Here is a 7,238-nt window from a genome sequence, read left to right on the forward strand (position 1 = left end):
CTCAGTTGGTAGAGCACTTGACTTTTAATCAAGTTGTCCGGGGTTCGAATCCCCGATGCCTCATTAAAAGCCTTCAAGAGATTATGCTTGAAGGCTTTTTTGCGACCAGAAAAGATTCATAGTGATTGACATCCAATTTATTTCGTATTACACTAATTATAAATATTTTGCAGGAATGGATTTATGAAGAAAATATTAGAACTTGATCAATATTGGGATCTTTTGAACAAATATCAGGAAAAAATCCCGGATATGGTGTATAATCATATGATGCTTCCAGGTGAAGCGGCACCTCACATAGATGAGGGAAAATTGTATTATGAAGAGCAAAAAGACGGGATTGTTTTTTCTGTAAAGGAAAAAGATTTCTGTAAGCTTTATTTCTATATTTCGGAAGAGGCGGAGATCGTTCTGCCGGAAGAAGACAGGACACAGCTGATCGAATGTATTTATCGAGAGGAAAAAGAAGATTCTCATATACAGAAGCTTAGAAAAAAAACAGAAGCTGCGGGATTTTGCCCATATGTAAAGAATATAAGGATCCGGGCTGAAATACAGGAAAAAGATCTGATACCATTAGACAGGAAAAACCTGCGGCAGGATCTTTCCTGGAAATATGCTTCTGAAGAGGATATACCGGCAATTTATGAGCTTTGGGAGATTATGGATATTTATAATTCTACCATACCGGAAGAAAAGAAACTGAAAGAAATGCTGGAAGAAAAAGAGCTTATCACTGTATGGAAAGAGGGAAAAATTTGCGGTGTGGCACGAGTAAAGCTGGAAAATCGCAGAACAGGTTCTATATGGCTTATAACTGTCAGCAAAGAGCTTCGGAAACAGGGAATTGCTTCGGAATTATACAGATTATGCTTTTCTATATTAAAAGAAAAGGGATGCAGATATGTGATCCAATGGTGTGATGAGAAAAACCGGGCAGTTATTTGTGCCAGTGAAAAATTTGGATTCCAGTCTGATGGAACGATATCCCGTTCTTATATCCAGAAATAATAAAAGATATTATTCGGAGAATACAAGCTCTGAAAAAATAAAAAGAAAGAAAAAGAGGAAATGAAAATGAAAGAAACAGTAATCGAAATTTTAATGGATGTACGTCCTGACATTGACCTGAGCGAAGGTGTGAAGCTTATTGATGACGGTGAGCTGGAATCTCTGGATGTAGTAGCGCTGGTAGGTGAACTGAATGATGAGTTTGACATCAATATTTCTGTAAAGCATCTGATTCCGGAGAATTTCAATTCCGTAGAGGCTATTGTAGCGCTGATAGAATCATTACAGGAGTAAGCCATGTCTTTTGTATCACTTAATTTTGTTATCTTTGTTGCGGCAGCTGCAGGAGCATATTTTTTATGTCCATCTAAATATAGATGGTGCATCCTGCTGGCTGCAAGCCAAATCTTTTATCTTTTATCCAGTCCCCATACATATGTTTTTTTGCTTTTTACTACGGTGACTACTTTTTGCGGCGGTCTGTTAATAGAAAGCCAGACAGACAAATATAAGATATATGTGAAAGAGCACAAAGCAGAACTTGACAGGAAGAAAAAGAAAGAAATAAAAGCCGGCTATGAGAAAAAGAAGAGATGGATTCTGCTGGCAGTGCTGCTGCTTAATTTGGGAATTCTTGCATTTGTCAAGTATTTCAAGGTTTATATCAATATGATTTCAGAGGCACTGAATCTGGACTGGCTTCATTTTGATGCAGGAATCCTGATTCCTCTGGGTATTTCTTTTTATACTTTTCAGTCATTAGGATATTTGATCGACATTTACCGGGAACAGTACAAAGCCGACAGGAATCTGGCAAAATTTGGGCTCTTCGTATCCTGGTTCCCCCAGATCATCCAGGGTCCTATCAGCAGATATGACCAGTTGGCAGAACAGCTTTATGAACCACATTCTTTTCAATATGAAAGGGTGAAGTTTGGCATCCAGCTTATGATGTGGGGATGGTTCAAAAAACTGGTGATCGCAGACAGAGTTGCTGTTTTTGTAAATCAGGTGTTTGACCGTTATACAGAATATACAGGATTTTATGCGATCCTTGGTGTGATTGGGTATACGATCCAGATATATGGAGACTTTTCCGGAGGAATGGATATAGCCAGAGGTGTTTCCCAGATATTTGGAATCGACCTTACTCTTAACTTTAAGAGACCATATTTTGCAACCAGTATTCCGGAATTCTGGAGAAGATGGCACATTACTCTGGGTGCATGGTGCAGGGATTATATTTTTTATCCCATTTCTCTGTCTAAGTTTTTTGGAAAACTGGGGAAAAATTCCAGGAAACTTTTAGGAGACAGGATTGGAAAGCAGGTTCCGGTAATTTTTGCCCAGCTTATAACGTTCTTTGTGATCGGAGTCTGGCATGGGGCGGAATTTAAATATATTGCCTATGGTCTTTATCAGGCAGTTTTCATTATAGGCGGAATTCTTTTTGAGCCTTATATTGTCCGTCTGACGGAGCTTTTGCGGATCAATACAAAGGCATTCAGCTGGAAGCTGTTTCAGATCACTCGAACCTTTATATTGATCGTGATCGGAAGATTCTTTTCCAGAGGAGCCAGCTTTGGGGCGGCTGTCTGGATGATGAGACACAGTCTTGACTTTAATCCGGGAGTTCTTTTTAACGGAGGAATTTTTACCCTGGGTCTGACACAGAAAGATTTTATTCTTCTGGGAATCTGTCTCATTTTCTGGATTGTGATCAGTACAATTCAGGAATGCGGATACAGTGTCCGTGAACTGATCGCCAGACAGAATGCGGTATTCCGCTGGATCATTTATCTTGTTGGAATATTTGCTATTGCGATCTTTGGAATTTATGGAATAGGTTATGATGCAAAATCATTTATTTACAGAGGATTTTAAGAGAGGACAGAGTATGATCATCAATATTTTGGAATATTTGGAGCAGGCTCAGAAGTGTTTTGCAGAAAAAGTGCTGTACAGAGATGAAAATAATGAAATCACTTTTCGCGAAGCGCTTGTGACAGCACGCAGATGGGGAAGTTTTCTTACGGAATACACTTCTCCCAGAAAGCCTGTACTTGTTATTACAGATAAAACAGTTACTACTCCGGAATTGTTTTTTGCAGTTCTTTACAGTGGATGCTTTTATGTGCCTATTGATCTGGAACTTCCGAAATATCGTCTGAAATTGATCCTGGATACAGTGCAGGCGGATATTATGGTGACAGATGAAATATATCGTCAGGCTGCAGAAGAACTGGAATTTACAGGGAAGATTATTTCAACCAGGGATATGGAAGAAGCCAGAGAATGTCCTGAAAGGCTGGAAGCTGTCCGCAGTCAGGTAATGGATGTGGATCCGGCATATGTGATATTTACTTCTGGTTCCACTGGAATACCAAAAGGAGTAGTGGAATCTCACAGACAGCTGATCGATTATATAGAAGCTTTTTCTGAAACTTTTGACATTGGCCAAGAGGAGATTTTTGGAAATCAGTCTCCATTGGATTATGTAGCAGCACTGCGGGATCTTTACCTTCCTCTGAAAACAGGGGCTTCAACAGTTCTTATTCCTAAAAAGTATTTTTCAATGCCGGTCCGTCTGTTTCAGTACCTGAATGAAAATAAGGTAACAACTATATGTTGGGTAACAGGCGCTCTGACTTTATGTTCGGAACTGGGCACATTTGAAGAAATACGCCCTGAATTTGTGAGAAAAGTATTTTTTACAGGTTCTGTAATGTCATGCAAACATCTTAGAATATGGCAGGAGAATCTTCCGGAAGCTGTTTTTGTAAACCATTATGGTCCTACAGAAATTACTGCAAGCTGTACCTGGTATAAGGTAGATCATTTAGTAACGGAAGAAGAAAATCTTCCTATTGGACAGCCATTCCGCAATACAAATATTCTTCTCATTACAGAAGACGGCAGAGAGGCGGCTTCCGGGGAAGTGGGAGAGATTTATGTACAGGGTACTTCGCTGGCTTTGGGATATTATAGAAATCCAGAAAAAACAAGAGAAGTATTTGTAAAAAATCCTCTGAATCCTATTTATGATGAGATCGTATATAAAACCGGTGACCTTGGCAGGATCAATAAACAGGGACAACTTATTTTCTGCGGAAGAAAAGATGATCAGATAAAACATATGGGACATAGAGTAGAACTGGGCGAAATACAGGCGGCAGCAGCTCTTATGCCGGAGATCCGTCAGGCTGTATGTCTGTATAAGAAAGAGAAACAACAGATCTGGCTGTTTTACACAGGTGAAGAAGTTTCTTCCAGAGAAATTGCCAGACACTTGAAGGAACGTCTGCCTAACTTTATGATACCCAGAAAGTTCTGCTATTTGGAAAATATGCCTTTGAACTTTAATGGAAAAATCAACATGAATGAATTAAGAGAAAAGATGAATTAGGGATATGTGGAAAGAAAAAAAGAACAGATGGGTTCCGGTCCGATGTATGATCGTCATAGTTGCTTTTATGATGATATTTATATTCCTGGGAAAATTGTTTATCCCGTATTATAAACAGGATACAGACCAGAACAGAACCTTTTATGAAACAGAAAAAAATACCGTGGATGTGCTGATCGCCGGAAGCAGTACGCTTTTGGTGGGATTTTCCCCATTAGAATTATGGGAGGATTATGGCATTGTAGCTCACACTCGTGCAAGTACGGTTCAGGCGCCGCCGGTGACCTGGCTGAATATTAAAGATGCCTACCGTTACCAGAAGCCAAAGGTAGTGGTCATGGGAATTACCAGCCTTTTCCTTGAATATAATTATAATGTTTATGAGCCCTATCTGCGGAGAGGTATGGATTTTAAAAGATTTTCGCTGGATAAATTAAAAGTGATTTCTGAAATAGTGAAGAGAAGTGATTCTCAGCATATGGCTGATTATATATTTCCGCTGCTCCGTTATCACGACAGGTGGAAAGAGCTTCGCTGGACGGATCTGTATAATCTGCAATACCGTCATGATATCATGAGAGGCCAGTATCCGGTTTATCGGGCAAAGGCGATCGATGCAAGGGATCATGTAGATAAAAATGTAGAGCCGGAGAAAGAGAATGAAGACTCCTGGTCTTTTTACAAGGATATTATTGAATACTGTGAATCTCAGGGATCAAAGGTTATTGTGGTGAATATGCCGGATGACCGTTGGACATATGGCCGGTATTTAACTGCGAAAAAACTGACCGAAGAATGTGGAGCGGATTATATTGATTTTAATCTGGAAGAGCTGCTGGAAGAAATAAATATTGACTGGGAAAAAGATTTTTATGATCCACATCATCTGAATCCGGTAGGCGCGCAGAAAGCTACAAAATATCTTGGAGATTATCTCATAGAAAATTATCCGGATCTTCCACGAAACCAGTGCTCTGAGAAAACTGCGGAATTATTAAACGCAGATTTAAAAGAATATAAAAAAGAATTAAAAGTATTTGAAGAGCAGCTGACGTCCGAAAAATAAATTTTCTGGTTCTATCTTTCTAAATGTCCTGCATAGAGTTATAGTACCTGAAACATTGCTGGGAAGGCGCAGCCCGGTGGGACAGGCAGAAAAATAGGGAGGATCTTTATGAGAGGATTAAAAGAGTTTTTCCGTGTGATAGTTGCTGCTGTAATCTGTTTTGGAGCCAGATTGTTTGGCGGAAATAAAAAAGAAATGGTATGGGAAGAGAACACTCTTACAAAGCAGAATCGTAATTCAGAGGGGAAAATTCAGAAAACGACAGAGACGGGAAATAAAAATGTATTGAGCTATGGAAGCGGCTGTCGCCCTCTGCTAAAGAAAGTGATGCCATGGAAACAGGGACCGGGAGACAGAAACAGAGAACTGCATAAAAACAAATCTCCGTCCAGAACCGTGATTCTGGAGGAGATCGGAGACGGAAGGGTTTATTTAGTTCCTGAATGATATTTCTATGATACAGATTTCGCTGTTTGTGCCAATACGCATGGCAGGACCCCAGATGCCTGTCCCAGAGGTAACAATATTATGCATGCTGCCTTTTTGAAGGTATCCGCATGAATTTTTCCAGAATAACCGTGTAATGATATTTCCGGGAAACATCTGGCCGTCATGGGTGTGTCCGCAGAGATCCAGATCTGCGCCTGCCTCTGCCAGCTCCTGAAGCTCTTTTGGCTGATGATCCAGAATAATAACAGGCTTACTCCTGTCCAGATCTTTTATAAGCTGGGCAGGAGTTTTTCTGTTTCTGGATGTTTTTCGGGCGAAGTCAGGATCCATTCTGCCAGCCAGATAGAAGGAATGATCTATCAGCAAAACTTCATCTTCCAGTATATGAATATTACTTTTTTCAACGAAAATTTTCATGCGGGGATCCAGAAGGGTATCTGGATTTTGAGGAAAAGTAAACCCGGCAAGTATTGGTTCGCTCAGATCATGATTTCCCCAGCAGGCATAGGTACCATATCTGGACTGCATAGACGCGAGTACTTTCTGAATTTTTTCAGGATGACGTATTGCTTCATATTCATTGTCAAAAATATCTCCTCCGATACAGATCAGGTCAGGATGTTCCTGACTGATCTTCCGGCAGATTTTTTTTGCCTGCAAAAGTCCGGTACTGTAGCCGAAATGACAATCTGCAAAAAAGGCAATTTTCAGGCTGCTGATATTTGGAGGTTTTTTATCAATTGAAATCTGATATGTGGATGTCTTGATCTTTGATCCGTGAAAAAAACCGTAAAGGCTTATTACTACGATCAAAACCGTACATATTCCTCCGCACAGAACAAAGGTGCTCCGTGTTTTTAACCAGGATAAATGAAAACTATTCTGCAGAATATATCTGCCTATATCAGCGGTCAGTATTACAATAAAAATATAAAGAAAGGATCCAAGAAAATAATTCCCCATAATTTTAAAAACTCTTCGGAGAGGGGCAGGTTTTTTTACCAGAAAACCGGTAAGAAGGCTGGTGGAAAAAACAAGGTAGATTCCTGAAAAAACAATCCGGAATCCAATGGACTGAAAAAATGTGCTGCAGGATCCCGTCCACAGGAATATCCAACGGACAATATAGAGATTGACCAGTACATAAAGAGGTGCAAAAAAAATTGCAGCCATAGAACCACTCCCTGTAAATTTTTTTTAATTATAATACTGCACAGCAGATCTGGCAAGAACTGAACATGATATTGGACAGACCAAACTTTTGTGACACAGGTAAAAAAGGACAGGTTCAGGGATGATATCTTA

7 protein-coding genes are annotated in these 7,238 nt (G+C 39.8%); 6 read left to right on the forward strand and 1 reads right to left on the reverse strand.

All coding sequences use genetic code 11. The features are described from left to right. The first annotated feature begins 183 nt into the window (after positions 1–183). The 6 genes from RDS42_RS10245 to RDS42_RS10270 all read left to right on the forward strand — a co-directional run bounded on the left by RDS42_RS10245 (position 184) and on the right by RDS42_RS10270 (position 5,930). Entirely contained in the window at positions 184–1,011 is an 828-nt protein-coding gene (locus RDS42_RS10245) for a GNAT family N-acetyltransferase (protein ID WP_308783579.1), read from the forward strand. A 66-nt stretch (positions 1,012–1,077) separates the two neighbouring features. After that, positions 1,078–1,305, forward strand: coding sequence for a phosphopantetheine-binding protein (locus tag RDS42_RS10250; protein WP_308783580.1), 228 nt, complete (start codon positions 1,078–1,080; stop codon positions 1,303–1,305). 3 nt (positions 1,306–1,308) lie between these two features. Then, positions 1,309–2,895 carry an MBOAT family O-acyltransferase gene (locus tag RDS42_RS10255; protein WP_308783581.1) on the forward strand — a complete coding sequence of 529 codons (1,587 nt, stop codon included), beginning with the start codon at positions 1,309–1,311 and terminating at the stop codon, positions 2,893–2,895. A gap of 13 nt (positions 2,896–2,908) precedes the next feature. Further along, on the forward strand, positions 2,909–4,417 hold the full coding sequence (locus tag RDS42_RS10260) for an amino acid adenylation domain-containing protein (RefSeq protein ID WP_308783582.1): 1,509 nt from the start codon (positions 2,909–2,911) through the stop codon (positions 4,415–4,417). 4 nt (positions 4,418–4,421) lie between these two features. Continuing rightward, positions 4,422–5,483, forward strand: coding sequence for a hypothetical protein (locus RDS42_RS10265; protein WP_308783583.1), 1,062 nt, complete (start codon positions 4,422–4,424; stop codon positions 5,481–5,483). Positions 5,484–5,591: 108 nt separating this feature from the next. Then, positions 5,592–5,930 carry a hypothetical protein gene (locus RDS42_RS10270; protein WP_308783584.1) on the forward strand — a complete coding sequence of 113 codons (339 nt, stop codon included), beginning with the start codon at positions 5,592–5,594 and terminating at the stop codon, positions 5,928–5,930. Here RDS42_RS10270 and RDS42_RS10275 read toward each other — a convergent pair. Beyond that, on the reverse strand, positions 5,916–7,106 hold the full coding sequence (locus RDS42_RS10275) for a metallophosphoesterase (protein WP_308783585.1): 1,191 nt from the start codon (positions 7,104–7,106) through the stop codon (positions 5,916–5,918). The genes RDS42_RS10270 and RDS42_RS10275 overlap by 15 nt on opposite strands. Between the last annotated feature and the right edge of the window lie 132 nt (positions 7,107–7,238).

Source organism: uncultured Blautia sp. (assembly GCF_902497045.1).
In the GTDB taxonomy this organism is placed as follows: Bacteria; Bacillota; Clostridia; order Lachnospirales; family Lachnospiraceae; genus Blautia_A.

Coding starts and splice junctions, on each gene's coding strand:
- RDS42_RS10245 (WP_308783579.1), top strand. CDS start 184: ATGAAGAAAATATTAGAACTTGATCAATATTGGGATCTTTTGAACAAA.
- RDS42_RS10250 (WP_308783580.1), top strand. CDS start 1,078: ATGAAAGAAACAGTAATCGAAATTTTAATGGATGTACGTCCTGACATT.
- RDS42_RS10255 (WP_308783581.1), top strand. CDS start 1,309: ATGTCTTTTGTATCACTTAATTTTGTTATCTTTGTTGCGGCAGCTGCA.
- RDS42_RS10260 (WP_308783582.1), top strand. CDS start 2,909: ATGATCATCAATATTTTGGAATATTTGGAGCAGGCTCAGAAGTGTTTT.
- RDS42_RS10265 (WP_308783583.1), top strand. CDS start 4,422: ATGTGGAAAGAAAAAAAGAACAGATGGGTTCCGGTCCGATGTATGATC.
- RDS42_RS10270 (WP_308783584.1), top strand. CDS start 5,592: ATGAGAGGATTAAAAGAGTTTTTCCGTGTGATAGTTGCTGCTGTAATC.
- RDS42_RS10275 (WP_308783585.1), bottom strand. CDS start 7,106: ATGGCTGCAATTTTTTTTGCACCTCTTTATGTACTGGTCAATCTCTAT.